We start from the raw sequence: 2,712 nt of genomic DNA on the forward strand, positions 1-2,712 counted from the left end.
AAAATCAATCTGCTTTTGCAATTGTTTTTCATTCGCTTTTAAAGTCAATTTCATTAATTCCGTTAAATCAACTGGAGATATTTCTTTAATTAATTGCTTATATTTATATTTAGCATGCCTTTCAAGTTTTCCCCATGTGCCTTCTTCATGAATTAACATATAAATCATTGCTTGGTCTTTTATTTTTTCTGGTGCAGTCCAATCTGGTTTCAAGATATGTAAATCATTAAAACAATCATTCCAATAATCCACCATATCTCTTTTAAGTTCAATTTCTACACGCCATAAATGTTCAGACATAACTTCAACATCTGCATTGTCTTTACGTTCTTGCTTTTTATTGTAAATTCTAATAAATCTATTGCTATCTCTCACGCCAAAATACTTTGTTTCTGGTTTACCATTGCGACCGAAAAAAATAGTTTTCTTAACTGCTTTATCAGTCATTGCATAATAATCACTCAAATCATCTTCAAAATCAAAAGCTAAATCTAATCTTGTAAAACCGTCATCTTCCATGTAGTCGATAATATTTTGTTTTAACCAAAGCATTTCTTCATGTGTAAGTTTATTTGGATTAAATTCAACACGCATATTACGTCTATCCCAACTATCTGCTTTTACTTTGTCATATTCGATGTAAACTTTTTCTTGAAGTGCCTTAGCTTTAAACTTTGTTTGAAGTACATCCCAAAGTCGTATTTGTGGTTCAAAGCTCATGAACTCAGAAAGCTTTTTAGCATTATTTTTGTTTAAATTCCCAACGATTGTCATAGCATCAAAACTTAATTCTGGTTGAGGGGTGGTAAAAAAATTACCACTTAACCGGCTATTAGAGTACGCCGGTTTTTTTGTGTAATTTTCCACCAAATTTTCTTGCTCATTTTTCGTTATTTTTGCCATAAAAATCGACTCCTTAATTTAATTTAAGAAGTCGCTCACCCGAATATATATCTTGATGTATATTTAAATATCGTTTAATATCTAGATATACAAAACATATAAGAACAACTTAGTGTTTTTTGGGTAAGTCGCTATCACAAACTTTGGTCGGTTGGGTGAGCGACTTCTTTTTTATTTTGTTATTAATATAACACTATAACAAATCAAACGCATTATATACCTCCATTAGTTGAGGCAATATGTTATTAATAAAGCATTGGTCTAATGATCAGTGCTTTATTTTTATATTCTTTTCAAGCCGTAAACTTTATATATAGTATTATCTATCTCTTCTTGAATCTCTACGATTCTTTGCAATATATACTGATTATCGTACATTTCATGAAAATCTTTTAATTCCTCTAAGTCTCCAATAAGTTTTTCTATTTCAACAGTTAATTTTTTTCTATCTGCTTTTAAATTAATTATTCTCACTCCTAATATATTTATTCCAATTGCTTTTTGGTTGGAACCAACGGAGCTTAATGTGTTGTTGAGTTGGTAATTCGTTGGGATTAATCCCAACAAACCACCAACCAACTCGCTAACACTGTTAGCTAACACATAGCTCATTCCAACCAAAAATTTTCTCGGCATAAAACTCCTATATTTATCAGAAATAGGACCTTTAATAGTACTAAGGTATAACACACTAGACTTATTTACTTCGTAATTAAGTCGTTAAACCGTGTGCTCTGCGAGGCTAGTTTTTGTGCAAGCACAAAAAATGGACTGAACAAGTCAGTCCATAAGTTCAAAACCTAAACCCAAGCAACCAAAAATGTGGTTGCTAATAAAATTAATTCTCATAATTATTACGAATAAAATTCTCAATATTTTTTTCGTAATTTGGATATTTATAATTTCCTAAACAACTTACTTTATTTGAATAATATTTAAATAATTCACAACAAAGCTTAAAAGATTGGTATGTCTTTCTATATCCATTCATCTCAAAAGTAGCTAAAAACATATTGAATTCTTTATCAGTTAAATATTTGTTTATAAACTTATAATTCTTTCCTAAACTAAAATCAAAACCCCTATTAAAGCCAATATACCAAGAAATCATTCTTAATAATTCAGGACGTAAAATATTATTGAAATGATCTAAAGCAAATAATATTTCTCTTCTAAAAACACCCTTTGCTACATACGTTGAGACACTCCAAAACTCATTACAGCAATCATAAAATTCTCGTTCTGTTGGTTTTTTTAACCAATAATATGAGTCATCTGGAACAATTTCTTGAGTTACTAAATTATCTTTATCAACTAAAATTTTTACAAGACCATCAGAATCACTAAAATAACGATTTAAATCTTTTAAATTAATTAATGTAATATCCATTTTTATGCCATCTTTAAAATACATTATATAACTGTAACCATAATCTAAATCAGGTGGGAATAATTCCATATCTTCTGGTTTCTGTATAAACAATAATTCTCCAAATAAATTAACCAACTTTCTTCATGTGTGAAACACTCAATATCTGATACGAAAAAAGCAAAATCATAATCTTGAAACTTATCTTTTTTTATATTTTCATTAGTTCTTGAACCCTCGAGAGCAATAATTTTTACATTGCTTCGTTGATAAGCAAATTCAGAAACTAAATTTAAAATTTCTTTTTCAGTCCTCATTGTTTTTTCACTTCCAAAATCTAAATTCACGCTGCCAAAAATCAATCTGCTTTTGCAATTGTTTTTCATTCGCTTTTAAAGTCAATTTCATTAATTCCGTTAAATCAACTGGAGATATTTCTT

2 protein-coding genes and 2 pseudogenes are annotated in these 2,712 nt (G+C 28.9%); all 4 read right to left on the bottom strand.

Going from position 1 to position 2,712, the window contains the following annotated elements; translation table 11 throughout:
• Positions 1–903: replication initiation factor domain-containing protein (locus CD147_RS02825; protein WP_103165936.1), on the bottom strand; the 903-nt coding region annotated here is incomplete at its 3' end.
• A gap of 282 nt (positions 904–1,185) precedes the next feature.
• A complete protein-coding gene (locus tag CD147_RS02830) occupies positions 1,186–1,539 on the bottom strand; it encodes a hypothetical protein (RefSeq protein ID WP_103165937.1) in 354 nt (117 codons plus the stop codon).
• 202 nt (positions 1,540–1,741) lie between these two features.
• A pseudogene (gene str, locus CD147_RS02835) lies at positions 1,742–2,589 on the bottom strand (streptomycin adenylyltransferase Str).
• Positions 2,590–2,596: 7 nt separating this feature from the next.
• Positions 2,597–2,712, bottom strand: a pseudogene (locus CD147_RS02840) (replication initiation factor domain-containing protein); the annotation flags it as partial.

This window comes from Staphylococcus devriesei (assembly GCF_002902625.1).
Lineage (GTDB): Bacteria > Bacillota > Bacilli > Staphylococcales > Staphylococcaceae > Staphylococcus > Staphylococcus devriesei.